This is a genomic window from Catenuloplanes sp. NPDC051500, from assembly GCF_044454585.1.
Classification (GTDB): domain Bacteria; phylum Actinomycetota; class Actinomycetes; order Mycobacteriales; family Micromonosporaceae; genus Catenuloplanes.
Genome location: NZ_JBITDX010000018.1, coordinates 37101 through 60704, shown reverse-complemented (window position 1 = coordinate 60704; position 23604 = coordinate 37101). Strand labels below are relative to the sequence as shown.

Genomic DNA, 23604 nt, shown 5'->3' with positions numbered 1-23604 from the left:
CGGGTGCGGTCGCTGCTGCGGGCTGTCGGTGCGGTGACGCTGTCGTTGTGCCTGGCCGCAAGTCAACCGGCGCCTGCCGTTCCGGCGCAGACCGGGCGGGTCGCGCCGGCACCGCCAAACATCGTGTTCATCCTCGCCGACGATCTGTCGCCGGACCTGCTGAGGTTCATGCCGCAGGTGCGCGGGCTCGCGGCCGGCGGCACCTCCTTCGCCAACTACGTCGTGACCGACACGCTGTGCTGCCCGTCCCGCGCGTCCATCTACACCGGGAGATTCCCGCACAACACAGGGGTGTTCACGAACGCGGCGCCGGACGGCGGCTGGGCGGTCTTCCGGCAGCGCGGCAACGAGCGCGACACCTACGGCACCGCCCTGCAGCGCGCCGGATACCGCACCGCGATGCTCGGCAAGTACCTCAACGGCTACCAGCCCGCCTCCGGGCACGTGCCCCCGGGCTGGGACCAGTGGGCGGTCGGCGGCGACGCCTACCGGCAGTTCGACTACACCCTCAACGAGAACGGCGTCCCGCGCGCCTACGGCGCCGAGTACCTCACGGACGTGCTGACCGCGAAGGCGTCCGCGTTCATCGAGATGAGCGCGGGGGACCGGACGCCGTTCTTCGTCGAGATCTCCACGTTCGCCCCGCACTCGCCGTTCACGCCCGCCCCGCAGGACGTGGACGCGTTTCCCGGCCTCACCGCGCCGCGCGGCCCGGCCTTCGACCGCCTGCCCTCGGACGCGCCGCCCTGGCTCGCCGGCCGGCCGCCGCTCGCCGCGGACCAGATCGCGCGCATCGACGACGCCTACCGCAGGCGCGCGCAGTCGGTGCTGTCGCTGGACCGGATGGTCGGTCAGCTGCGGGCCACGCTGGCCCGCACCGGCGCGGCCGCGAACACGGTGCTGGTGTTCAGCTCCGACAACGGTTTCCACCTGGGCGAACATCGGCTGACAGTGGGCAAGCAGACCGCGTTCGAGACGGACATCCGGGTGCCGCTCATCGTGGCCGGTCCGGGCGTGCGGGCCGGCGCGACAGTGAACCAGACCGCGGCGAACATCGACCTGCGGCCGACCTTCGAAGACCTCGCGGGTACGCCGTCGCCGCCGAATGTGGACGGCAGAAGTCTGGCGCCGCTGCTGCGCTCCGGTATTGTGGACTCCGGAACTCCGGTGTCCGGCTGGAGGACCGCAGCGCTGGTGGAACACCGTGGTCCAGAACATCGGCGTCCGGAATTCCGGCCCGACGATCCGGACCGGCAGAAGGTGATTCCGGAGTCCTATGCGGCGCTCCGGACCCCCGACTGGACGTTTGTCAGATACGCCGGCGGCGCGCTCGAGTTCTACGACCGGCGCACCGACCCGCACCAGCTCCGCAACGCCGCATCGGGCCTGAGCCCGGCCCGCCGGGCGGCGCTCGCGGCCGCGCTCGACGCGCTGGTCGCTTGCAAGGGCGCCGTGGCCTGCGGAAAGGCCGGTGTCGTGCGGGCTTGAAAGCCGTCGGGCGCGCGGGCGCGATGGCATAGCCTGGACGCCATGCGGCAGATCGTGGACGGTGTCTTCGAGGTCGGCATCGGGTTCGTGCATGCCCACCTGGTGGTGACCGACGACGGCGTGATCCTGGTCGATACCGGACTGGCCGGGCGCACCGCGGCCCTCGCCGCCGCGCTGCAGGAAACCCGCCGCACGGTCGGCGACATCACCGCGATCCTGCTCACCCATTGGCACTTCGATCACACCGGCGGCCTGGCCGAGCTGCGGCGGGGGTCCGGCGCCCGGGTGGTCGCCCACCACCTGGACACGCCCACGATCGACGGCACCCGGCCGGCCGCACTGACCCGCCTTCAGCGCCTGCTCTCCGTCGTGCTGAAGCCGGCCGAGCCCGCACCGGTCGACGTGGCGCTCACCGTGGACGGCCCTACCCCGATCCCCGGCTTCACCGCCGTGCACACGCCGGGCCACACCGCGGGTCACGTCTCCTACCTGCTCGACCGCGCCGGTGGCGTGCTCTTCGCCGGCGACGCCGCGTCCGGTGGCTCCAGGGTGCGCCGCCCACTGGGCCTGATGACCGAGGACCGCGCCCGCTCCGAGGAGAGCCTGCGCCGCCTGGCCGGTCTCAGCTTCGGCACCGTCGTCTTCGGGCACGGCAAGGCCGTCACCAGCGGCGGCGCCGACAGCTTCCGTGCCCTGGTGGGATAGGCGTCCGTCTACACCGGATCGGCCGGGGTGGTCAGGCTCTCGAAGACCGGGCGTAGCAGCTTGACGATCAGACGATCATCGTGGTGGTACGGGTGCGCGACGGCCTGATCGTCTCCTACCGCGACTACCTCAATCCGCTGGTCCTGGCGGAGACCCTGGCCGGCGTCAACGGCGGGTGACGGGGCGTGCCCGGCCGCCGAGACGGCCGGGCACGGGCGTCAGGCCACCGTCACCGGGTGCCGGACCTGCGCGCCGAACAGGTAGCCGAGCGTGTTGTGCGGCACCGTCACCGGCTGGGTCGCGCCGGTGACGTCCGTGGCGCGGGCGATCAGCGTGTGCTGCCCGGTCGTGGCCGGTGACCAGTCGATGTGCCACTGCTGCCAGGCGTGCGGCAGGTTCGGGCCGGTGGTGTGCGCCCGCCGCCAGGACGTGCCGCCGTCCGTGCTGACGTCCACGCGGCGGATCGGGCCGTTCGCGGACCAGGAGCGGCCGGTCAGCGTGGTCCGGGCCAGCGGCAGGGTGGCGTTCCAGGCCAGTTCGAACGCGCTCTTGACCACCTGCTCGTCGATCAGCGTGCCCTCGGCCGGGTAGGACTCGCCGAACAGCCGGTAGAATTGCGTGTTCCACGGCGAGAACAGCGGCTCGGCGGCGACCTCGATCGCGCCCACCCACTTGATCGACGAGATGCCGATCCAGCCCGGCACCACCACGCGCAGCGGTGCGCCGTGATCCGGTGGGAGCGGCTCGCCGTTGAGTTCCCAGGCGAGCAGCACGTCGTCGAGCGCCTTCGCGATCGGCAGCGGCCGGCGGACCGGGCCGAGGTCGACGCCGCCGCTGACGAAGTTCGCGTCGAGGCCCTGCGGCTGCACGTCCACCGCGTCGTGGCGCAGGCCGGCCGCGCGCAGCACCGTGGAGAGCCGGACGCCGTGCCAGCGCCCGACGCCGATCGCGCCGAGCTTCCACGCCGTACCGGAGACGGTCTGGCCCTGCTGGCTGGTGAAGAGGCTGCGCCCGTTCCCCGCGCACTCGACCGCGGCCGTGACCGTCGTCTTCGGCAGGCACTTGAGCTGGTCGAGGCTGAACTCCGCCGGGCCGCGCAGACCGGAGCCGAAGAGCCTCAGCCGGTACGCCACCGGGTCGACGACCGGCGTGCTGGTGTGGTTGCGGACGAAGAACCGGTCGACAGGCACCAGGTACCCGGCCCCCTTGAGCGCCTCCCACTTCGTCTCCGCGTTCGTCCCGAAGACCGTGAACAGCTCCGGGGGCAGCGGCTTCACGATCGGCCCGGCGGCGGCCCGTGCGGGTGCCGCGGCGCCGAGCACGCCACCGACCCCGAGCGCGGCCGCGAGTGTCATCAGGTCCCGGCGGCTGAACCCACGGCCGCTCGCCTGCCCGCCGCGCCACTGTTCCAGCCGCGTGCGGTCGTACGTCGTCTCCTCCATCGAGACAGCCAACCATATCTATCGGGCAAATAGGAATGGTGAGGCGGGAACCATCCCGTACCAGATGAGCCGCGCACGCGTCATCGGCCGAAGCGGTGGTGTGGGGGCGCCGTTGTCCGAACCTAAGGGCTCTTTCGGGCAATTCTCGTCCCTCGATTTCGATCCGAAACGGCCCCGTGCAAGGCTGCGGATTGTCCGGACAGGACCTATTACGGACAGTAGTCGTACGGCAGCGAATTGGCAACATGGTGAGCGGGGACAGCGGAATGGCCAGCATTGACATCGCACTGAAGGAAGCCATGACGATCGACGGCGCCATCGGCGTCGCGCTCGTCGACTACACGAGCGGCCTCACGCTCGGCGTCATCGGCGGCGGCGGCCTGGACATGACCGTCGCCGCGGCCGGCAACACCGACGTGGTGCGCGCCAAGCTGCGTACCCTCGAAATGCTCGGCCTTCCCGACGGCATCGAGGACCTGCTGATCACGCTCGACACCCAGTACCACTTGATCCGGCTCATGCAGCCGCGACGCCCGGGCGAGGCGCTGCTGCTCTACATGGCCCTGGACCGCAGCCGGGCGAACCTCGGACTGGCCCGCCACCGCCTGCGCCGCATCGAAGCGGAACTCGAGATCTGACCGTCCGCGCAGCGTGGGCGTGGCCGTGTGCCCGAATCCACGATGGACTGAATTGACAATCCGCCGGGCTGCCTCGACCATGTGCTCGTTCGCGGACCCCACCACGGGCGATGGAACACGCGCTGCCGGAGGCGTTCGGTGACCGGACCGGGTGTGGATCAGTCGGAGCACGAGTCGGAGAGGTCCCGGCCGCCGCTCCAGCGTGCGATCCCGCTGCGTGGCCTGCCGCCCTACGGCGAGCCGGCCGACGACCCAGACGATCCACAGGCATCAGCGGGTACGGGGAAGCTGCCCTCCTGGCCGTCCAGGCCGGTGCGCCCGGCGGGGCGGTCGGCGTCGGCGGATGCGTCAGGTGCGTCGGCTGTGCGGCCGGCTGAGGCCGTCCCGGATGCGAGGTCGCGTCGAGGTCCCGCGGTGCCGTCTGAGGCGGATGGCCCGGTGCCGCCGTCCCGTGCGACGGGTGCCGGGGGAGGACCGGGAGTGGTCGCGGGGCCGGGAGGTGCGTCCGCTGTGACGGCGGCGTCGGATTCGGCTCCGGCGGTGCCGAAACCCGCGCCGGGCTGGTCGGCCGGGACAACTGTTCCCGCCGCGTCGGGCCCGTCGGCGAGCGGGGCGACTACGTCGGGCGCGGTGCGCCCTTCGGCTGCCGTGTCGGCCGCTCCAACCGCGGTGAGCCCTTCGGCTGCCACGTCGGCCGCCTCAACCGCGTCGGGCTCGCTGTCGACCGTGTCGACTGCTGCGGCCGTGCCGGGGTCCGCGTCGGGCCCGGCGGCGGCGCTCTCCGTTCCGGCGACACGGCCCACTACTGCTGGTCCTTCCGGGACAGCGACGCCCGGCACCCCGGCCGAGCCCTCCGGTGCCGTACCCCCGGGGCAGTCCGTGTGGGCCTCGGACACGCGGCGGGTCAAGTCTTCGACCGGCGCCACCAGATTCGTGGATTCGCCCACGTTCGGGCCGGTGGAGACCGGGGAGACCACCGCCACCACAGTCATCGCGCCGGGGCGGGACCGGACCGGCCCGGCCTGGCGGCTGTGGCTCGTGCCGCTGGTGCTGATCGGCGCGATCGTGATCACCGCCGCCGCGCTTGTGAACCGGCCCCCGGGCTCCGGTGAGACCACCGCGGTGCCACCGGCGATCACGCCCGGCCCGCCACCGACCGGCGAGGTCACCATCGTCCCGCCGTCGCCGACAGGTGTCTCCGCGACGCCGTCCGCGTCCGCCGCCACACCGTCCGCGACGCCGTCCCCGTCGGCCTCGAAGAGTGCCGCGCCGACGCCGAGCAGGGCCGCCGCGGCAGCGCCCGCGGTGACCACCGGCGCGCCCGCGCAGCGCGGCCCGATCACCGGCGTGTCCGCCTGCTCCTCCGGCGGCACCGCGGTCTTCGCGGCGACGTTCACCGTCCCGTTCGAATGGCACCACGCGTTCATCGACGTGGACGGCAACGCCTCCACCGGATACGACGTGCCGGACGTGGGCACCCGCGTCGGCGCCGACTACATGGTCGAGAACGACTCGGTCTGGGAGTCGGCCGGCGCGGACTGGGCGTGGGACGAGGTCGACGGCAGCGGGCTGCGGTTCTCGCAGAACGGCAACGCGTTCCGGTGGCAGTTGCCGACGTCCGCGATCGGCTCGCCGGGCGGCAGCCTGCGCGTGGTCTTCAACGGCGCGGGCGGCACCCCGGACGTGAACAGCGCGGTCCTGACCACCGGCGCCTGCTGACGCGCGGCGCCCACGAGCGCGGGGAAGCGGACGCTGCGCGGGCCCGGATGCGGCGTCGGCCGCCCGTGCTCGCGGCCGCCGCCGTCCGCGACCACCTCGCCGGGTCCCCGCCGCGATCAGCCCAGGGCGTCCGCGACCGGGTGCCGGGCCGCGGTCAGCGCCGGGATCGCGGTGAGCGTGGTGACGGTCAGCAGGATAGCGAGACCGGCCGTGAGCAGCCAGGACAGCGGAGCGTGCTGTGCCGGTTCGCCCTCGAAGAACAGGTAGAGGTGCACGCCGAACGGGATACCGAGCACCACGCCCGGCACCGCGGGCAGCAGTTGCGCCGCCGCCAGTCCCAGCCCGGCCTGCGCGGGTGTCGCGCCGATCGCGCGTGCGACGGCCAGCGACTGCCGGGTGTCAAGCACCGCCGCCCGGGTGCTCACGATCGCGTTGCACAGCGCGAGCACGCAGACCGCGCCCGCGATCAGGTACATGGCCTGCAGCGTCCGGGCGACGCGCACGTCCGGCAGCTCGGCGTAGCCCAGGTCGACCGGGTCGAAGTTCTGCACAGTGAACGTCAGCAGGGCGGCTATCGCGACGCCGGTGATCAGCGCGTTGAGCGTGACGAGCCGGGCCCGGCGCGGGCGGCGTGCGTTGATCCGCACACCGATCAGCAGCGGGGCCGGCAGCAGGCGGGACAGCCGGATCATCGCGCCCCGGCGGCGTGGCGGCGTGGCGGCGTCGGCAAGCGCACCCGCGGTGTCGGTGGTGACCGCGCCGAGCACCGGCCCGAGCGTCGCCACGACCGCGATGACCAGCGCGAGGATCACGGCGGAGACCGCCATCCGCACCGGTGGTGGCTGGGCGCCGGCCGTGCCGATCAGGCTCTCGGCCGGGCCGAACAGCGCGGGCGCGGCGAACCAGCCGAGCGCCAGCCCTGCGCCGGCCGCGGCGAGCGCGATCACCAGGTACTCCGCGAGGTGGACCACGGCGATCATCGCGGGCCCGGCGCCGACCGCCTTGAGCAGCCCGACCCGGCGGCGCTCGCCGGTCACCCGCCCGGTGACGACCCCGGCGACCCCGGCGATCGCCAACCCGGTGACCAGCCAGCTGCCGACCACAAGGGTGTCCCGCGCCGGGGCGTTGAGCGCCTCGTGCGTGTCCGCGAGCTCCGCGCCGGTCCGGAAGTGCCAACCCCGGAACGCCGGATTCTTGTACGCGGGGTCCACGAGCCGCTGCCGGTCGACCGCGCTGATCCCGTGCTCAGGGTGTTCCAGCCGCAGATTCAGCACGTACGACGGCTGCTGGGTGCCGCCGAGCACCGGGATGTCGTCGCGGGGTACCCAGATCAGGCCGCCGCCCTCCATCTCGATCGTGCTGGGGATCCGCCATCCGGCGTGCGGGTAGGCGGTCCTGGCCGTGGAGACCGCCGTCCCGGACACGGTCAGCACGCGTCCGCTGATCGTCACCGTGTCGCCCGGCCCGACCCCGAGCGCGTCCGCGAACGCGCGCTCGACGACCACACCTCCCGGGCGTACCCAGGCGCCGTCAGTGACCGCCGGCCGGTCGACCTCGGCCGGTGCCGCGTCCCGCCCTTCGACGACGACACGCGCCGTGATGCCGTTCGCGGTAAGCGTCGTGAACAGCAGCGGAAACGGTCCACTGTGGGCAGTGACGCCGGGCGAGTCCGCGATCGGGGCGAGCGCGGCCAGCGCCGCCGGCCCGTTGCCGCCCGGCTCCACGGTCAGGTCCGGACCCGCGGTGACCGCCCTGGTGTCCTCGTACTGCCGGGAGACGAGCGCGTTGAGCGCCAGCCCGAGCGTCAGTGACGTGGTCGCCACCGTGATCGCGGCCATCAGCAGCAGCGTCTCGGCACGGCGCCGGCGCAGATCCCGCACCAGCAGTCGGCCGGCGAACAGCAGGCGTCCGGTCATCTGGCGTGTCTCCCCGCGGTCAAGTGCTGTGACCGCCTATGGATAACGGTTAGCTATGCATGTGTCAAATCCCGGGCCGGGCGTCACTCCTGCACCCACCCGAGATCGTCACCGAAGTCGTCGCGGGACGAGTTGAGTCGGCACCCCATCAGGGGCGCGGCCCGCTGCGCCGCCTCACGCACCCGGCCGGCGTCGGCGGGCGGGAAGGCGAAGCGGATCTGGTGCCGGTAGGCCGTCTCGTACAGCACCCGCCAGCGCCCGTCCGCGGCACCGATCCTGTCCTGCCTCGCCGCGTCCGGGCCGGTCGTCATCAGCAGCCGCGCCGGCGCCAGCGCCTCCAGCAGCGCCGCCAGCCGGACCTCGTACGGCGGCAGATTGCTGAGGGACAGGCCCACGGTGGCGTGCGCCAACTCCCGGGCCGGGTCGAACCACTGCGCGGTCGCCGTGAACTCCGCCGGGAACACGTCGGCGATCCCGCCGGACAGCCAGCCGTCCAGGAACCCCGCGACGCCGGTCGGGTAGAGCTTCCAGCCGGCGCCCCGCGGCTGCCAGACGACCACCGGCCAGGCGTCCGGCTCGCCCCCGGTCAGCCAGCACAGCCGCTCGCCGTTGCCGGTGCCGCCCCAGATCAGGACACCGCCCGGCTCGGGATGCAGCGGATACGGGTAGTCCTCGGGTTCGTCGTCGCGGTAATCCCGCTCCTCGTCGAGAATCTCCCGGTTCTGCGCGGCGAGCTGGTCCGGCCGGTACGCGAAGACCAGATCGCAGAACTCGCCGGCGCCGTACCGGCCGGTCAGCTCCTTGAAGTCGGCCGGCAGCGGCGTGCCCAGCGCCGCCTCGATCGCGTCCCAGTCGGCGTCCGCGTGGATCGGTGTGGCGGGCGGCGGTACCCGCAGTACCAGCCCGTCGATGATCGTCATGACTGATGACCCTACGAGCAGGCGACACGCCCAGGACCCCCGGTCACCCGTGGTGAGGACCGGGGGCCGATCAGGGCGGTGAGGTCACCTCGCGGCGTCGAAGAGCATCTTCACCCCGGCGCTGCTGGCCGCGCCCTGGAAGACGCGGACATCGTCGATCGCGCCGTCCCACTGCTCTCTTATCTCGCGGTCGCCGCGGGGACCGGTGCCGTGCCGGCGTTGAGGGCGGCCTCCTCGACCGGCGTGACGGGCTTGCCGCCGCGCAGCGGGACGTGCCGGATGAGCAGCGAGACCACGATGCCGAGTGCGGCGACCAGGCTGCCCCAGAGGAACAGGGTCGTGATGCCGTTCGTCACGGCCTGCTGGAACATGCCGCGGACGGCCGCCGGCAGTGCCCGCAGTACCTCCGGTGTCATCGACGAGACCGGGGCCGACGCGCCGCCGGTAGCGCCGGAGCCGGCGAACGAACTGGTCAGCTGGTGGGCGTAGATCGCGCCGAGCACGGAGACGCCCAGTGAGCTGCCCATGTTGCGCAGGAACGTGGACACACCGGTGCCGGCGCCGATGTCGCGCAGCGCGATGCTGTTCTGGGCGATGAGCGTGCTGGTCTGCATGAGGCCGCCCATGCCGGCGCCGAGCACGACCATGTAGAGCGCGGTGACGACCTGCGAGGTGCCGGTGTCGACGGTGCTGAACAGCAGCATGCCGGCCGTGACCAGGATGGTGCCGGCGATCGGGAAGATCCGGTAGCGGCCGGTGCGGCCGATGACCTGGCCGACGAGGATGCTGACCACCATCACCGCGATCATGAGCGGCATCAGGAGCAGGCCGCTGCTGGTGGCGGACGCGCCCTGGACGAACTGCTGGTACTGCGGCAGGTAACCGATCGCGCCGAACAGCGCGAAGCCGGACACGAACGCGATGCCGCCGGCCAGCACGAAGTTGCGGCTGCCGAACACGCGCAGCGGCATGATCGGCTCGGCGACGCGGCGCTGGACCACGATGAACGCGGCGAGTCCGGCGACGGTGAGCGCGATCAGGCCGAGGATCTGCGGGGACGCCCAGTCGTACTGGGTGCCGCCCCAGGTCGTGATCAGCACCAGCGAGGTGATCCACACGGTGAGCAGGCCGGCGCCGAGCCAGTCGATGCGGGCGTGGCCGGTGCCGCGGGGGAGCTTGGCGAGCGTGATCCACGAGACGACCAGCGCGATCGCGCCGAGCGGCAGGTTGACGTAGAACGCCCAGCGCCACGAAACGTGGTCGGTGATGAAGCCGCCGATCAGCGGTCCGCCGATCATGGCGACCGGCATGACCGCCATCATGACGCCCTGGTAGCGGCTGCGGTCGCGGGGCGGGATCATCTCGCCGACGATCGCGAGCACGCCGACGATCAGGCCGCCGGCGCCGAGGCCCTGCACCGCGCGGAACGCGACGAGTTCGCCCATGTTCTGCGACATGCCGCAGAGCACGGAGCCGACCAGGAACAGCGCGACCGAGGCGACGAACGTGATCCGCCGCCCGTAGAGGTCGCCGAGCTTGCCCCAGATCGGGGTGGCGACGGTGGACGCCAGGATGTAGCCGGTGGTGACCCAGGCCAGGTGCTCCAGGCCGCCGAGGTCGCCGACGATCGTGGGCAGCGCGGGCGCCACGATCATGTTGTCGAGCTGGGCGAGCAGCATGGCGATCATCAGGCCGCTCATCGTCACCAGGATCTGGCGATGGCTGAACCCGAGTCCCGCCCGCTCTTCGGTTGTCTCCATGGACGGGCCCCTTACACATAGCTAGACGACCGGTTAGGTTTCTAACCGTAGAGATTTGACTAGCCATCCGTCAAGTCATCTAATGATGAGCGAGAGGTGACACGTGACGCAGGACAGCACCAGGGTCGACAACCGCCGGACCGACACCCGCGACCGCATCCTTCAGGTCGCGCTGCGCCTGTTCGCCGACAACGGTTACGCCGCCACCTCGCTGCAGAAGATCGCGGACGAGCTGGGCGTCACCAAGGCGGCGCTCTACTTCCACTTCAAGACCAAGGAAGACATCCTCGGCGGCATCCTGCTCGGCCACCGCGGCAGCGTCGAGGACATGGTCGACAGGGTCGGGCCGCGCCTGCACACGCCGGCCGGCCGCGAGGAACTGCTGCGCCTGATATCCGACTACCAGGCCACCCGCAGCCAGTACCTGATCCGCCTCATCCGCGAGAACGCTGTCGAGATCGGGAACCTCTCGCTCGGCGCCCAGATCCGCGACGCCCAGCGCCGCCTGCTCGATGCGCTCGCCGGCCCCGACGCCACCCTGCTCGACCGCATCCGGGCGCGCACCGCCTTCTGCGCGCTGCACGTCGCCGTCAAGCACGGCGACGACCTGGACGCCTCCGCCGAGGAGATCCGCGAGGCCGCGCTCACCGTCGCCCTCGAGATCCTCCACGGCGTCGACCAGAACACCTGATCCGCCGGCAGTCGAAGGACTTCGCAATAGCCGACCCGGCAGTCGACGCGGCGCATTTCAGTCAAACATTTCGATTCTTCGACGTTACGGTGCCATCCGTGACGTTCTCCCCCGCGAAAGTCCTGGCGACACTGCTGCTCGCCGCCGCCTCACTGCCGCTGCCCGCCGCGCCCGCCGCGGCCGACCCCGCCTGCACCCGGCACCTGCTCAACATCGTTGCCCACCACGACGACGACATGTTCTTCCTCAGCCCGGACCTGTACGCGAACCTGGCCAACCCGGCGCTCTGCGTGCGGACCGTCTTCCTCGTCGCCTCCGACTACCACACCGACAGGGCGGAAACCCCCGACGTTGACGAGCGGATGGAGTACGTCGAAGCCCGTGAGGAGGGCATCCGGCACGCGTACGCGGCCGCGGCCGGACTCGACATCGACGACTGGCAATCATCCGCCTACTCCGCCGGCGGCGTCGCGGCGACCGGCTACACGCTCGGCGACCGCGTGTCAGTCATCGAGCTGCGCATCCCGGACAACGCCTCCGGCGGGCAGCTGTGGAATCTGTACGCCAACAACGGCGAACTCGTCACGGTGCAGGGCGAACTCAACGATCCGCAGACGCTGAGCCGCGACTCGCTCAGCGGCTTCCTGCGCGCGGTCGCCGCCGACTTCCAGCCCGACGTGATCAACACGGTGGATCCCACAGCGGACCAGCACCGGTGGGTGAACCTGACGGCCCTGCAAGCCAACGAGGCGATGAGGGCCCACCCGGACCACGTGACAGTCGCCCGTCTGGTCATGTGGACGTTCCCCGACGGCCCGGTGCGCTTCTACCGCGACTACTCCACGATGTACCTGCCGGAGAACATCACCGGCGCGGCCCACGACGCCCGGTACCAGATCTACGCGGAGTACGACGCGTACGACAGCGACATCCAGGTCTGCACCCCGAGCACGGCGCCGGACGCGTCGCCCTGCGATGGTTGGTGGTACTCCTGGCTGCACCGCCAGTACCGGGCCGAGGGCCCGTGGATGCGCGACCTCGTCGTGCCGCTGCCGGCCTCCATCCGCCCGGGACCGTACCTGGACCACGTCTACCGCCTGGAGAACGTGCAGACCGGACTGCGGCTCGGCATCGGGTCCGGCACGACCGGCGGCGCGCCGCTGATCTCCATGGACCCGGCCGGCGGCACCCACCAGCAGTTCCGCCTCCTCGCCACCGACGGCACCTGGCGGGCCGAGAAGGGCCAGGTCGGCACCGACGGCGGCTGGCTGCTGCAGAACGTCCAGTCCGGGCTGTGCCTGGCTGTCGAGGGCGCGAGCACGACATCACAGGCGCGCGTCGTACAGACCGGGTGCCGTGCGGGCCGGCAGGTCGTCCGGATCCACGGGAACGCGGCCTCCGGCTACCAGCTGCGGTTCGCCAACACCAGCAGCCAGGACGCGGCCGGTGTGCCGGACCTGGCGCTGACCGCCACCGGCGCCGCCACCACCGGTGTCGTCCAGCGGCCGGCCACCGACGGCCAGGAACAGTGGTGGCAGATCCTGCCGGTGAGCTGAAACCCGCGATCGCCGAGCACGTCAAAACCGGCTGACTGATCTTCCCGCTTCCGCGGTGGTGGCGGCCCGCACGCTCCCGCGGGCAAACCTCGCGTCGGGCTCCGCTGGCGCTCCGCTCGTCGCTCGGAGCCGGTTCCGCCGTGCGAAGAACACCACACCCCACGGTGTCCACAACGGACACAGCGGAAGTGTCGGAGCTCCGGCCGTACCCTCGAAATGGCTTGTGATGGTGGTTTCGGCGGCGGGACCCGTGGAGGGGCCCGCCGCCGGGGGAGTGCGAAAGTCAGGACCAGCCGAGGGCGGCGAGGGCGCGGCGGGCCTCGTCGGCGTCGTTCCAGTCGACCTTGCCGGTGGCGAGGATCTGGTAGTCCTCGTGACCCTTGCCGGCGAGCAGGACGGTGTCGCCGGGTCCGGCCTCGGACATCAGCTCGCGCAGTGCGTCGCCACGGTCGATGACGACGCGGACGTCGTCGGTGCCACCGGTGGCCTCCGCGGCGCCGGCGACGATCTCGGCGGAGATCGCCACCGGATCCTCGTGGGCGGGATTGTCCGACGTGATCATGACGGTGTCGGCCAGCTCCGCCGCGATTCTGCCCATCGGGCGGCGGTTGCCGGCATCCCGGCCGCCGGAGTGGCCGAACAGCACCCGCAGCCGTCCCTTGGTCTGGGCGCGCAGCGTGCGCAGGACCGTCTCCAGCGCGTACGGGGTGTGCGCGAAGTCCACGAACACCTCGAACGGCTGGCCGGCGGACACCGACTGCATGCGGCCGTCGACTGTCGCATGCGCGGCAGCGGCGACGACCGCGTCCAGGTCACCGCCGAGCCCGACAGTGACAGCGGTAGCGGCCAGCCAGTTCTTCACGTTCATCCGGCCCGGCATGGCCGAGACCACCTCGCGGCTGCCCCACGGGGTGAACATGGTGAACCGGCAGCTGTCCGGGGCGAGGCGGATGTTCTCCGCCCACAGGTCGAGGCCCTCGGACTCCAGGCCGAACCGGTAGAGCGTGGCCGGGCCGTCGCCGGCGATCAGCCGCCAGGACGGGTCGTCCGCGTTGACCACGCCGAACGAGTCCGAGCCGCGGGCCGCCGCCATCGTGAACAGGCGGGCCTTGGCCTTCGCGTAGTTCTCCATCGTGCCGTGAAAATCCAGGTGCTCCGGCGTCAGGTTCGTGAAGACCGCTGCCGAGAACGGCACCCCGCGCACCCGGTCCAGCTCCAGCGCGTGCGAGCTGACCTCGGTCACCGCTGCCGCACAGCCGGCCTCGACCATCTCGGCGAGCAGCCGCTGCAGATCGCCGGCCTCCGGCGTGGTGAACCCGGTGTGCACCGGGGGGTTGCCGCCGCCGGTGGTCATGCCGACAGTCGTCAACCGGCCGGTACGGATGCCGCTCTGCTCCATCGCCGCGTGAATCAGGTACGACGTGGTCGTCTTGCCGTCCGTGCCGGTGACACCGATCATCTTCATCGCGTCGCCCGGGTGCCGGTAGACGGCCACGGCCAGATCCGCGAGCGCCGCCCGCGCGGACGGCACCCGCACCAGCGCCGCGTCGCCGTCGATCTCGACCGGCCCCTCGGTCACGACGCCTGCCGCGCCCCGCTCCAGCGCCTGCCGCACGAACGTGCGCGCGTCATGCTGCGCCCCCGAGATCGCGACGAAAAGGTCACCCGGCGACACACGACGCGAATCGTGTGTGATGCCGGTGATCTCCCGGGTGGCGTCGCCCTGCACCAGCGTCGCCGCGGGAACCTCCGCGAGAACCTCATCCAGGTGCACAGTCGTCCTCTTGTCCATGGGTGTGTGTCTTACAGCGCGGCCGGCGGCTGACCGAGGCACGCGGCCTCCCAGGTACCCAGATTCTGCCGGTACCGTCCGCCGAACGACTGCTTGAACTCGGTGAACCCGGCCCACGGATGATCCGGCTCATCCTTCGGCGCCGCGCCGACGAAGTCGAACACCTGCTGACCGCGCTCCTGCGCGTCAAGCACCATCGTCGCCAGCATGACCGTGCCGGTGTGCAGCTTCCGCGCCTCCAGCAGGCTGCCCGAGTGGGCGTAGTAGCGCGTGGTGGGGCTGTCATAGACGATCGCGGCCGCGATCGGCTGGTCACCCTGCCGCGTGACGTAGAGCGTCGCCGCGTTGCGCTCCATCAGCGTCTTCGCCTGGATGCGGTAGTAGTCGTCGCCGTGCGGAATCATCCCGGTGTTCTTAGAAACGTCGTGAATCATCTGCAGCAGGATCTCGACGTCCGCCGGATCCTCGCTCGGAGCGACCGAGATCTCCTTCTTGTAGGCGTTGCGCCAGCGGTTACGCACGTTCGCCGCGAACTCGAGAACCAGCGCATCCCGGGTCTTGCCCTGCAGATCATCCTGAATCCAGGTGAGCCCCGGCTGCATGTTCCGCTTCGACGGGAGCAGGCCGAGCTTGCCGAGCTCGTCCCGCTCGACCGTCCGCGCCCACGGCTCGACACGGATGAAGCCGGCGCCCTCCTGCCTGCCGAGCGCCTGAAGCGCGTCCAGCGCCTCCTCGAGGCTGCTCTGATCGTCCGCCACGGGACCGTAGGGGCAGTAGAGGCGGCAGGCATCCCCCGCGCGCTCCACGATCGCCATGCACTGCCAGCCGTCGCCGCTGCCGAAATAGACCTCACGGCCGTTCGCGCGCTGGAAGGCGGCCCAGTGGCTGCTCTGCAGGAAGTGGCCGTCCCGCGGGGGTGAGAAGAGCTGGCCGTCCCAGACCTCTTCGTCAACTACACTCTGCCACGTTCCGGTTGTTTTCGGTGACATAAACCCTGCCGTCCGGTTCCTTGGTTCGCTTGAAGATGAGCCGGTGTACTGGTTCCCGGCGCCCAAGCATTCCCTACCGTGCCATCAGAGCACCGCGACACCCACCCCGCCACCGCCCATTCGGCGGTTGCCGCGAGTGAGGGTGGGGGCCGTGTGGAGGGGGCGTAGGGGCCGTGTAAAGTTTCCTCCTGTGCGGCCCGGAAGGGAGCGGACGAGGGGGTAAAAGCCCTGGTCAGTTCGGTGGAAGGGTTGTAGCGCAGGTCCGGGTGGCGGAATGGCAGACGCGCTAGCTTGAGGTGCTAGTGCCCTTAACGGGCGTGGGGGTTCAAGTCCCCCCTCGGACACAATCTTGGGGCATTCGTGCTCCTTACACACGCTGGGTGTTCAAGTGTGCTTGAACACCCAATTTTGCTGTCTACGTTCGGTTCCCTCGCAGAGGGGAGCCGTCGATGTCAGCCGTTCCTAGGCCCGCGCGGCTCGAAGCCCTGATTCCCTCGCCCGTGCTTGGCGAGCCGGACGCTCCGTCTCCCGTGCCGAGGAAGGCGTTGCCGCTGGCGCGGCTTCAGGCCCGGCGAAGCGGCCGGCTCGTGTACGGCCTTGCCACGCTGGACATGAAGGGGCGGGTGGCCGACCGCGTATTGATGCGGGAGCTGGGCTGGGAGCCCGGGACCCGCCTGGATATGCGCGAGCGTGGCGCGCTGTTGTTCATCACCGAGGACGAGGCCGGCGTGTTCAGCGTGCGGCGTGACGGTCGTCTCGTGTTGCCTGCGGGTGTGCGGCGTTGGGCGGGCTTGTCGGCGGGGTCGCGGGTGCTGCTGGTGGCCGATCCGAAGATCGGCCGGTTGGTGATTCACCCGCCGGTGGCGTTGGACGGCATGGTGGCTGCCGCGCAGGCGGCTGCGCTCGGCGGGGTGAGTGATCGTGGCTGATGCGGCGACGGTCGAGGCCGCGCTCAAGCTGTTGGGGACGTTGGGAGTCTCGGTCGAGGATCTGGCGAGGCTGCCGGTGGATCGGCCGGCGGTGCCGACGTTCTCGGAGTTCCTGCCGCGGGTCCGGAGCGCCACGACGGCCGGTACGGGGAAGGTGTACGAGTCGTACTGGCGGATGATGGAAGAGCGGTGGGGTGGTCGCCGGCTGGACGAGGTGACGGTTACGGAGATCGCGTCGGCGCGTAATCAGGTGCAGGCGAATGCGCGGGTTCGCCGGACGACGAGGGGTGGCACGTCGGCCGGGGAGCATTTCGTTGCGGCGGCCCGGCGGCTGTTCCGGTTCGCGGTCGACGACGGGCTGTTGAGTGAGAACCCCGCGTTGAAGGTGGAGAAGCCGCGCCGGCAGCCGAGCCTGCGGATGGCGATCGGCGACGCCCGCCTCGCGGAGATCTACGACGCGGCGATCACGCACTGCCATGATCCGTCGCTGGCGACGCTGTTGATCCGGTTTCACACGGAGACGGCGTGTCGGCGTGGTGGGGCGCTTGCGCTGCGGCCGATGGATCTCGATGAGGATCACTTGCTGGTGCGGCTTTTCGAGAAGGGCGGCCGGGAGCGGTGGCAGCCGGTGTCCCGCACGCTCATGGATCATCTTCTGCTCCATGTCGAGGAGCGTGAGGCGGGGGCGGGGGAGCCGCTGTTTCGTTCGTTGAGGAAGCGGCCGATCACCCGGAAGTTTTATGAGGTGATGTGGACGGCGATCAACGCACGTGTGCCGTGGGCGGCCCGGAACAACGTCAGCATGCACTGGATCCGCCATACGACCCTGACCTGGGTGGAACGGCGCTTCGGGCGTTCAGTCGCCTCCGCGTATGCCGGACACGCGCAAGGGCCGTCGCATGACGGCACGATCTCCGTCTACACGAAGGCGTCTCTCGCAGAGGTTGCTGCTGCACTGGCGGCGCTCGTTGGCGAGCCGCATCCGCTGGTGAGTTAGCGAGACGGTGGCCTGCGAAGCTTGCTCTGCGGGCCACCGCGCCTGGTGTGGTGCATCACCGCCGACGACGGCGCGGTCTACGAGGGGGCATCGAGATGACCGGCAGTGACATCAACCCGGTGGCGTTCCGACCTGTGCATCAGAACCCTGGTGTGTCGGTGGCGCAAATGAAGTGACACCCAGGCTGCGACTGCATACTCTGGTCAGCTCGGCATGGGATCCGGGCATGGTGTTGCGCCATCGACGACTCGTAGACCGGGCCGACATGCAGATCCTTACCCTGACTCAATTGCGCGAGACCGACGAACGTACACAGCGTTTCACCCCGCTTGGGCTCGGCCTGGATCGCATACTCGACCCGGAGTCCGCGGCCGCCTATCACCAGGAGTCGGTGGCCGAGTCTGACCTCGCTACCGTCGTGGCGCGGGGCACGCACAGTGCGTTCGAACGACTGCGTGAAATTCACGCCTACGGGGTGCTGTGCTACGAGATCTACACCCTGGTCAACGACCATGCGCTCCTGGTCATCGAGCAGGCGCTGCGAGACAGGTTCATCGACTTCCATGATGGATCCTGCGTCTTCGTGCATGCCGGCGGGCGCGAGGAGACGGTCCAGATCGGCGAGTACGCGGACGTGCACAGAGCCGCCAATCGGTTCTCCCCGAAGCGTCGCTATCGGCTGCGTGTGGGACAAGGCCCGGCAACAGTTGAGTTCAACGGCATGCTCGACGGTCTGCGTTCGTGGGCACGGGCCGCCGACCTGCTCCGCGGGCAACGCAACCGCCGCATCGAGAAACTGCTGGCGAAGCTACGCAACTCCGTAGCGCACCCCTCGTCAACGCATCTGCTCTCACCGGTCGACTGCGCGAGGACGTTGAGCGACCTGGCCGAGTTCATCAACCAGCTCTGGGGCGTACCCACGCCGGGCGGCCGCCTATACCCCGCGCCGGCCGAACGTGACGTGTTGTTCATCGGCTGGAACGCGACCGGCCGCATCATCATCGGTTCTGCCGATCACCTCACCGCCGACCACATGCGCTTCGACGACATCGAACAGTGCGCGATCGTACGCGCCTTCCTCAGCCCGGGAACCCCCCTGGTAGACCGCGACCTCCACTACTTCGACAGCCGCTACGAGAACACTCGGCTACCTGCCGAGTACCTGTGGGGGCCTGGCAGCCCTGCTGAAGCCGCCGCCTGGCTCGCCGCCACCCCTCCGGTGCGGGACTTTGTCGACCTGCTTGACCAGGTCTTCGCCATCCGGCACGACGGCGACCGTGTTTACCGGCCCATGAAACCCGGTATCGTCGCGCTGCTCGACCCGGCTGATCAAGCCGGCCACTGGTATATCGTCCAAGCCGACGTAGCTCAGGACGCCTTCGCGCACGTCCAGCAGCTCTTGACAGCCGCTGCCGGGTGCAGCCAGCACGGCGAATGCCCGGCATGCCCAGTCGAGACCATCGACCAGGGCACTGTGGAGAAACTCGTCGAACGCGGTCGTCTTGCCCCGACCAGCTCTATGCTGCCTCCGGCCTTTCACCTCTGCGACGACATCTCGCCCTGGCGGCTGGCACCGGTAAGCTCCAATCAGGAGTTGGGGCCACCTGGCAGGGGGTACCGCCGCCGGAGCGACGGTAGTTGACTCTAAGTAGTTGAAGTTGTGGTGGGACGACGATAGCGCCTGGATCTGGCTCTGAGGCCGGGGCGCGGAACGCTTCGCGACGTCGAACGACTTTCGTCAGGTTGTCTGCTGTGCCACAGATGGTTGGAACAGTGCGACTATCGTCGCCTCATGGCCGATGCAGTACCGCTCCGGATTTTTCTGGCGTCGCCCGACGATCTTGCATCTGAGCGCGAGGTCGTCCGCGTGTGCGTTGAGGAGCACAACGCCCGGCGAAGAGGGCATAGTGCCGTCACCTATGAGGTGGTGGGGTGGGATCAGGTCCGAGGAACGGCGAGGCGGCCGCAGGAGGCGATCAACGAGCTCATCAGCGAGAGTCACTTCATGGTCGTAATGTTCAAGGGCAAGTGGGGCAGTGAGCCGGGAAGCCCATGGGGATATACGTCTGGGACCGAGGAGGAACTGTTCACAGGCTTGCTCGAACTCGGCCGCGCCGAGCAGCCGATGCGGGATGTGTGGATTGCCTTCCTAGAGCACGAATCGCCTGATGATCAGATTGCGAGTCTTCGAGAGAGAATCTCCCACCGCCATTCTGTGATGTATGAGTCGGTTTCTGGCGCGGAAGAACTGAAGAGTCGAATTGCGGACCGTCTATCGACTTGGGAAACACTAGCAAGTTCCAAGTTTGTGCGGCACCTTGAGCTACTCCCTTCGTCCGGAAAAGATGTCTTGCGTGCTGCCAACTTGCGGCTGCGTGGCGAAAAGCTGGTCGAGCTCGGCCAATCGGAAGCAGGCAGGGAGTCGCTGAAAGAGTCCGCGACTCTGGGAGGGCCGAGTGAGCATCTGGCGTATGCAAGATTTTTAGCCAGGGACGGTGACTTTGCCAGCGCCCTGACCTCTACGCAACAGGCGATCAATCAGATTCTCGATGGCGCTTCAAATCTGTATTCGACGCTCGCAGCGGAGGCATTCGCAGCTCAGGCAGGAGTATTGCGTCGGGATGGGCGTCATGTCGATGCTATTGGAAGACTCGAGCAGGCGCTGACGCTCGTTTATGAGGGCGATGCCTTTGGTCAGAAGATTCGATGCAGGATTCTTGACGAACTTGGGCTTGCTTATCAGAACGTTGATGAGCTGTCGATGGCTCGGCAGAAGTTTGAAGATGCGCTGACGGTTAGACGTGACATGAGTGAAAAGCTCGATCTATGTCAGTCTCTAGTCAACCTTGCAAGGTTAGAGGTTCGTGCACGGAATCTTCAGGTGGCCGCCGAATACGCGGATGAAGCTATCATGACTTTGCGCGCCCTCCCTCCGACTGCGCTGCACGCCAATGCCGAGGTTCTAGGCGCTCAGGTACGGCTTCGGGAAGGTCGACCTAGCGAAGGGGTGTCGTTTGGTGAGCGGGCGATCTCACTCAATCGCCAACTCGGGAACAGGCGTGGGGAAGCAATCGCGCTGAAGGTTGTTGCGCAGTGCTACCGGGCGTCTGGCCGAAATGGAGAGGCTCAATCGTTTGCGCGCGCATGTGTTGAGCTGAATGAGTCTATGGGCAACGAGAGGGGTGTGCGGGAAGCGCGTTGGATTCTTGATAATCTAGATTCGTAATCAAGAAGTCATCCTATTTTAAGAGCGTGGCCGCTGCCGTCAACCTGCACGATCTTGCGGCTTGGCCAGAGGAGAGCGCTGAGTCGACCGGATTCGTTGCCGCAGCCGGTGTCGAGTAATGCCGAGTGGTGATCTACTCGCGGGAGCTTGCCGGCTGGAACATGTCCGCTGATACGGAACTTGGTCGTAGTTGCGGCAAGTGGAACGTGTTGGGCTATCAGATCGTCCGTCTCGTAGGTCTGCGGCATGGAACGCAGGGCGTTTAGATGCTCTCTCGGGAACTTTGCCCTGAACTCCTTAAGTACATCAGCCCCAACCCTTCCATTCATGTATGAACGTATTGTCATTGCACCACCCATTTTGAGAAATGGGGCCAAGTCTTCAGTCTCAAGCGCTTCTAGTAATGCGGACTCATGATTTCCCGAAAGCAGAGTTGCGCGACCGGAACGTGAAAGATCAAGGAGGTCGGCAACGACTGCGGCGGAATCTGGACCTTTGTTGATGTAGTCGCCGAGGAAAATCGTGTGCAGCCCGCTGTGGCGAGTGAGTAGTTCGCACAGCCCTCGCAGTGCATTTACGTTTCCGTGGACGTCGCCCACAAATGCAAGTTTACTCATAGGAGAATTTTCTCCACCTCAGCGTAATCCGATCCGTTTCCGGTGGCGCCAAGCGCCATAAAGGCCATAGAAAGTGTGTCGCTCGGTCGTCCCCACTCGTTGACGATGGTGGCCTCAAGGGAGCCGTTCTCGCTTACGGGAAATTCGCCAAGAAGTCTGCGTAACCATGACAGGCATTCAGTCAATTCGGCGATCCTCGGTTTGTCGAGCTGTCGCGACGCCAGAAGCTGCGTAAGATGGTGGTCTTGGTGTCGGATTGCCAGCTCGCGAACAGAGAAGCATGGTTTTCCGACCGCGATGGATTGTGCGTAGAGGCAACTGCGTAGCAGGTAGCGAGCCTGCCTCAGGAGGCCCGGTAGATACTTGGGAATGTCATGGTCGAGGTTGGTGAATAATGTAGACATGTTTTTCGCCCGATTGAAAAGCCGGTCGGTGTCGACCTCTCCCATCGACTTTAGGGCACGGCTCAGTCTGCCGTGTTGATCCCAAACGATTTTTGAATCTCGCTTCAGGTGGCTGCCGAAGAGCGTACCAATGCCGGTTGCTAGGCCTTGTGTCGTGTAAAAGCTGACGTTCACGACGCCCGAATAGGTGGTGGTGCGTGGGTTTGAAACGAGTGCCAAAATGTCCACATCGGAATCAGGTGTGGCGTCTCCTCGCGCTCGACTCCCGTAGACTAGAAGTGCTTCGGTGTCCGACGGGAGATGAGGGAAATCCATGGCAATATCTTCGGGGATGTTAAGGGCCAATAGTGCGGAAATTGCATCTCTACGCTTCATGTTCGATCGATTCCGCAGTGTCTAATTGCCGGGTATGTCGGTTTTGTTTGGTGAATAATGGTTACGGTATTCATCTCGATTCTTGCGCATCGATGATGCGGTTTGTGAGCTCGATTGTGGCGAGGTAGGTCCAGAAGATCCAGTCTAGATAAAAGTCATCGTAGTCGCGCTTCTGTTTTGCATCTTGATGACGTAGGTGAAAATTGTTGGCAAGATCAAAAAGTGCTCCCCGGTCGCTCTTGTCAAGCGCTTCGATAAGGACGTTGTGTCGGCGCTCCTCCAGCACTAATGCCAAGGCTACAACGGCTGAGCGTTTCTGGTTTCGGTCGGCTCCGCGTTGTCTGAAGAGCGTCAGTGCGTGGCGAACTTGATCGGCAGGACCGCCATCGGTGCGGTTCGTGACCGCCTGCACCAGTTCGGCTCTAGCAGTATCTGTAATGCCGACCAGTCTTCCAGTGTCGTCGCCCTCTTCGGCTAGCTGCAACCCAAATCCGCCGCGGGTGAGAATTTTGTTTACTCGCCAACGGTAGATGATTCGCCCTGGCTCCGCCTCGAATGTTTTGTGATGCCAGCCGCATTCTCCGTAGGTGTGCAACCAACGCGTTGTTGGCAGGGTGGCCTGATCGTGCAGTATCTCTACGATATCAAGAAAGATGTCAAGGTCGACTTCTAGCTTGCCTTGCTCTAGTGGCCAACCTTCTTTGATGCCCAGCTCGCGCTGAAAGAGGATTTCGGCAGATTTTTCACGAGGGCTGTCGATGCAGTCTTTTCCGAATCGTTGCTCGAAATAGCCTGCATTGTCGAGTTCGTCGACCAGGTGAATGAACTCTGAGATAGCGGATGCTTTGCCTGGCGTTGGGCCGGGGCGTTGGCCGTGCTTGCGCTCTCGCCAGTATGGCCGTCGCGGCGGTCCATCTTCGCGGAGCTTGTCAGCATTGTCTAGGAGGTTGCGCAGGAGTTGTTGCCTTGCATTCATGGACGAAGCGCTCGATGGAGGGCTTCCCCAGGATCCGGCGCCATCGACGATGCTGCGAAATTCGGCGGCAGGACCACCCGAGTATCCGCCGACAAAAGCCTGCTCCAGTAGCAATTCGACGTAATCGTTCCAATTGTCCCTAGTGTGCTGATGTAGTAGTTTTGTTGCTTGTGTTTTGAATAGGCTGCGAGGCCACGCCAGTTGGAAGTCTGTCTCAGAGAAGCGAGATATCACCGCTACATCTTCTCGCACGCGCCAGCGTCCTGCTACAGCAGGCGGATGCGCCGGGTCGCTGGTCGGCGTGTGCATGCCGACTGCACGCGTTCTGTCGAATCGCTATCAGCGGTATTGGCCGTGGTGTCGCCGCCGTAGGTCCCCTCTGGGCAGTCAGCCGACCTGTGAATCTGGAGGTAAAGAGAGGGTTAGGAGGGCTGGTAGATCTGCGCCTTTGGATCGATATACCG

Annotated in this window: 19 protein-coding genes and 1 tRNA gene; 11 read left to right on the top strand and 9 right to left on the bottom strand. The window is 67.8% G+C overall.

Annotated features, from left to right (window positions below):
• The first annotated feature begins 3 nt into the window (after positions 1-3).
• Both ACIA8K_RS29965 and ACIA8K_RS29960 read left to right on the top strand, forming a co-directional pair.
• The gene (locus tag ACIA8K_RS29965) at positions 4-1488 is read left to right on the top strand and encodes a sulfatase (RefSeq protein ID WP_396065231.1); all 1485 of its coding nucleotides are present in this window, start codon (positions 4-6) and stop codon (positions 1486-1488) included.
• A 42-nt stretch (positions 1489-1530) separates the two neighbouring features.
• Positions 1531-2193, top strand: coding sequence for an MBL fold metallo-hydrolase (locus ACIA8K_RS29960; RefSeq protein WP_396065229.1), 663 nt, complete (start codon positions 1531-1533; stop codon positions 2191-2193).
• 218 nt (positions 2194-2411) lie between these two features.
• Here the strand turns inward: ACIA8K_RS29960 and ACIA8K_RS29955 are convergent, their stop codons facing one another.
• Positions 2412-3635 carry a sulfite oxidase gene (locus tag ACIA8K_RS29955; protein WP_396065227.1) on the bottom strand — a complete coding sequence of 408 codons (1224 nt, stop codon included), beginning with the start codon at positions 3633-3635 and terminating at the stop codon, positions 2412-2414.
• Between the two features lie 266 nt (positions 3636-3901).
• Here ACIA8K_RS29955 and ACIA8K_RS29950 point away from each other — a divergent pair, with 266 nt between their 5' ends.
• Both ACIA8K_RS29950 and ACIA8K_RS29945 read left to right on the top strand, forming a co-directional pair.
• On the top strand, positions 3902-4273 hold the full coding sequence (locus tag ACIA8K_RS29950; RefSeq protein WP_396065225.1) for a hypothetical protein: 372 nt from the start codon (positions 3902-3904) through the stop codon (positions 4271-4273).
• Positions 4274-5230: 957 nt separating this feature from the next.
• On the top strand, positions 5231-5992 hold the full coding sequence (locus tag ACIA8K_RS29945) for a hypothetical protein (protein WP_396065223.1): 762 nt from the start codon (positions 5231-5233) through the stop codon (positions 5990-5992).
• A gap of 116 nt (positions 5993-6108) precedes the next feature.
• On the opposite strand, the gene ACIA8K_RS29940 is transcribed toward ACIA8K_RS29945, so the two are convergent.
• The 3 genes from ACIA8K_RS29940 to ACIA8K_RS29930 all read right to left on the bottom strand — a co-directional run bounded on the left by ACIA8K_RS29940 (position 6109) and on the right by ACIA8K_RS29930 (position 10588).
• A complete protein-coding gene (locus ACIA8K_RS29940) occupies positions 6109-7908 on the bottom strand; it encodes an FtsX-like permease family protein (protein WP_396065221.1) in 1800 nt (599 codons plus the stop codon).
• Positions 7909-7991: 83 nt separating this feature from the next.
• The gene (locus tag ACIA8K_RS29935; RefSeq protein ID WP_396065219.1) at positions 7992-8828 is read right to left on the bottom strand and encodes an SMI1/KNR4 family protein; all 837 of its coding nucleotides are present in this window, start codon (positions 8826-8828) and stop codon (positions 7992-7994) included.
• Between the two features lie 179 nt (positions 8829-9007).
• On the bottom strand, positions 9008-10588 hold the full coding sequence (locus tag ACIA8K_RS29930; RefSeq protein WP_396065217.1) for an MDR family MFS transporter: 1581 nt from the start codon (positions 10586-10588) through the stop codon (positions 9008-9010).
• 103 nt (positions 10589-10691) lie between these two features.
• Here ACIA8K_RS29930 and ACIA8K_RS29925 point away from each other — a divergent pair, with 103 nt between their 5' ends.
• Positions 10692-11279 (top strand): TetR/AcrR family transcriptional regulator, encoded by a 588-nt coding sequence (locus tag ACIA8K_RS29925; RefSeq protein ID WP_396065215.1) that lies wholly within the window; start codon positions 10692-10694, stop codon positions 11277-11279.
• Positions 11280-11377: 98 nt separating this feature from the next.
• Positions 11378-12835: an RICIN domain-containing protein gene (locus ACIA8K_RS29920; protein ID WP_396065213.1), complete on the top strand. Its 1458-nt coding sequence runs from the start codon at positions 11378-11380 to the stop codon at positions 12833-12835.
• Positions 12836-13118: 283 nt separating this feature from the next.
• Here the strand turns inward: ACIA8K_RS29920 and ACIA8K_RS29915 are convergent, their stop codons facing one another.
• A complete protein-coding gene (locus tag ACIA8K_RS29915) occupies positions 13119-14627 on the bottom strand; it encodes a UDP-N-acetylmuramoyl-L-alanyl-D-glutamate--2,6-diaminopimelate ligase (RefSeq protein ID WP_396065211.1) in 1509 nt (502 codons plus the stop codon).
• A gap of 11 nt (positions 14628-14638) precedes the next feature.
• Positions 14639-15616 carry a lipid II:glycine glycyltransferase FemX gene (locus ACIA8K_RS29910; protein WP_396065209.1) on the bottom strand — a complete coding sequence of 326 codons (978 nt, stop codon included), beginning with the start codon at positions 15614-15616 and terminating at the stop codon, positions 14639-14641.
• A 260-nt stretch (positions 15617-15876) separates the two neighbouring features.
• Between ACIA8K_RS29910 and ACIA8K_RS29905 the strand changes: the two genes are divergently transcribed.
• The 5 genes from ACIA8K_RS29905 to ACIA8K_RS29885 all read left to right on the top strand — a co-directional run bounded on the left by ACIA8K_RS29905 (position 15877) and on the right by ACIA8K_RS29885 (position 20768).
• Positions 15877-15960 (top strand) — tRNA-Leu (locus ACIA8K_RS29905).
• Positions 15961-16065: 105 nt separating this feature from the next.
• Positions 16066-16545: a hypothetical protein gene (locus ACIA8K_RS29900; protein WP_396065207.1), complete on the top strand. Its 480-nt coding sequence runs from the start codon at positions 16066-16068 to the stop codon at positions 16543-16545.
• The gene (locus ACIA8K_RS29895; RefSeq protein ID WP_396065205.1) at positions 16538-17542 is read left to right on the top strand and encodes a tyrosine-type recombinase/integrase; all 1005 of its coding nucleotides are present in this window, start codon (positions 16538-16540) and stop codon (positions 17540-17542) included. Before ACIA8K_RS29900 ends, ACIA8K_RS29895 begins: the two co-directional genes overlap by 8 nt.
• Before the next feature lie 265 nt (positions 17543-17807).
• On the top strand, positions 17808-19184 hold the full coding sequence (locus ACIA8K_RS29890; RefSeq protein WP_396065203.1) for a hypothetical protein: 1377 nt from the start codon (positions 17808-17810) through the stop codon (positions 19182-19184).
• A gap of 150 nt (positions 19185-19334) precedes the next feature.
• Positions 19335-20768, top strand: coding sequence for a tetratricopeptide repeat protein (locus ACIA8K_RS29885; RefSeq protein ID WP_396065201.1), 1434 nt, complete (start codon positions 19335-19337; stop codon positions 20766-20768).
• An 8-nt stretch (positions 20769-20776) separates the two neighbouring features.
• On the opposite strand, the gene ACIA8K_RS29880 is transcribed toward ACIA8K_RS29885, so the two are convergent.
• From ACIA8K_RS29880 to ACIA8K_RS29870, 3 genes are all read right to left on the bottom strand, one after another.
• The gene (locus ACIA8K_RS29880; RefSeq protein ID WP_396065199.1) at positions 20777-21385 is read right to left on the bottom strand and encodes a metallophosphoesterase; all 609 of its coding nucleotides are present in this window, start codon (positions 21383-21385) and stop codon (positions 20777-20779) included.
• Positions 21382-22164 (bottom strand): nucleotidyltransferase domain-containing protein, encoded by a 783-nt coding sequence (locus ACIA8K_RS29875; RefSeq protein ID WP_396065197.1) that lies wholly within the window; start codon positions 22162-22164, stop codon positions 21382-21384. The genes ACIA8K_RS29880 and ACIA8K_RS29875 overlap by 4 nt, the downstream gene beginning before the upstream one ends.
• 70 nt (positions 22165-22234) lie before the next feature.
• Complete coding sequence (locus ACIA8K_RS29870) at positions 22235-23449, bottom strand: hypothetical protein (protein ID WP_396065195.1); 1215 nt, start codon at positions 23447-23449, stop codon at positions 22235-22237.
• Positions 23450-23604 lie beyond the last annotated feature (155 nt).

Excerpts from the sequence above, each read along its gene's own strand:
- ACIA8K_RS29960 (WP_396065229.1), top strand. The coding sequence starts at position 1,531 with ATGCGGCAGATCGTGGACGGTGTCTTCGAGGTCGGCATCGGGTTCGTG.
- ACIA8K_RS29955 (WP_396065227.1), bottom strand. The coding sequence starts at position 3,635 with ATGGAGGAGACGACGTACGACCGCACGCGGCTGGAACAGTGGCGCGGC.
- ACIA8K_RS29950 (WP_396065225.1), top strand. The coding sequence starts at position 3,902 with ATGGCCAGCATTGACATCGCACTGAAGGAAGCCATGACGATCGACGGC.
- ACIA8K_RS29940 (WP_396065221.1), bottom strand. The coding sequence starts at position 7,908 with ATGACCGGACGCCTGCTGTTCGCCGGCCGACTGCTGGTGCGGGATCTG.
- ACIA8K_RS29935 (WP_396065219.1), bottom strand. The coding sequence starts at position 8,828 with ATGACGATCATCGACGGGCTGGTACTGCGGGTACCGCCGCCCGCCACA.
- ACIA8K_RS29930 (WP_396065217.1), bottom strand. The coding sequence starts at position 10,588 with ATGGAGACAACCGAAGAGCGGGCGGGACTCGGGTTCAGCCATCGCCAG.
- ACIA8K_RS29915 (WP_396065211.1), bottom strand. The coding sequence starts at position 14,627 with ATGGACAAGAGGACGACTGTGCACCTGGATGAGGTTCTCGCGGAGGTT.
- ACIA8K_RS29910 (WP_396065209.1), bottom strand. The coding sequence starts at position 15,616 with ATGTCACCGAAAACAACCGGAACGTGGCAGAGTGTAGTTGACGAAGAG.
- ACIA8K_RS29900 (WP_396065207.1), top strand. The coding sequence starts at position 16,066 with ATGTCAGCCGTTCCTAGGCCCGCGCGGCTCGAAGCCCTGATTCCCTCG.
- ACIA8K_RS29890 (WP_396065203.1), top strand. The coding sequence starts at position 17,808 with ATGCAGATCCTTACCCTGACTCAATTGCGCGAGACCGACGAACGTACA.
- ACIA8K_RS29885 (WP_396065201.1), top strand. The coding sequence starts at position 19,335 with ATGGCCGATGCAGTACCGCTCCGGATTTTTCTGGCGTCGCCCGACGAT.
- ACIA8K_RS29880 (WP_396065199.1), bottom strand. The coding sequence starts at position 21,385 with ATGAGTAAACTTGCATTTGTGGGCGACGTCCACGGAAACGTAAATGCA.
- ACIA8K_RS29875 (WP_396065197.1), bottom strand. The coding sequence starts at position 22,164 with ATGAAGCGTAGAGATGCAATTTCCGCACTATTGGCCCTTAACATCCCC.
- ACIA8K_RS29870 (WP_396065195.1), bottom strand. The coding sequence starts at position 23,449 with ATGCACACGCCGACCAGCGACCCGGCGCATCCGCCTGCTGTAGCAGGA.